General features: G+C 41.6%; 1 pseudogene. It reads right to left on the bottom strand.

Annotated features, from left to right (window positions below):
* Window positions 1-238 (bottom strand): annotated as a pseudogene (locus SCA31_RS25435) (hypothetical protein); the annotation flags it as partial.

Raw genomic sequence — 238 nt, 5'->3', positions numbered from 1 at the left:
ACGAACATTATAATTTTCAAACCCCGGAATACATTGCTCAATGTCATCCCGTACTGCATCATAACTATCATGGTAACGCTGCCAGTTGATCACAGATCTTTCACCTAAAGTAGCCATTGCCATGCGGCAAACGATTTGGGTTTCATTCACCAGATTATCTGATAAGGCATCCAGCATTCCTTTTGAATCCTGCACCACTCCCATGGAGTTTTCTGTGGTTACAATTTGTATTTCACCA

The organism is Chryseobacterium sp. SIMBA_028 (assembly GCF_046535285.1).
In the GTDB taxonomy this organism is placed as follows: Bacteria; Bacteroidota; Bacteroidia; order Flavobacteriales; family Weeksellaceae; genus Chryseobacterium.
The sequence above is the reverse complement of the archived record's forward strand: the minus strand, read 5'-3'. Positions and strand labels throughout refer to the sequence as shown.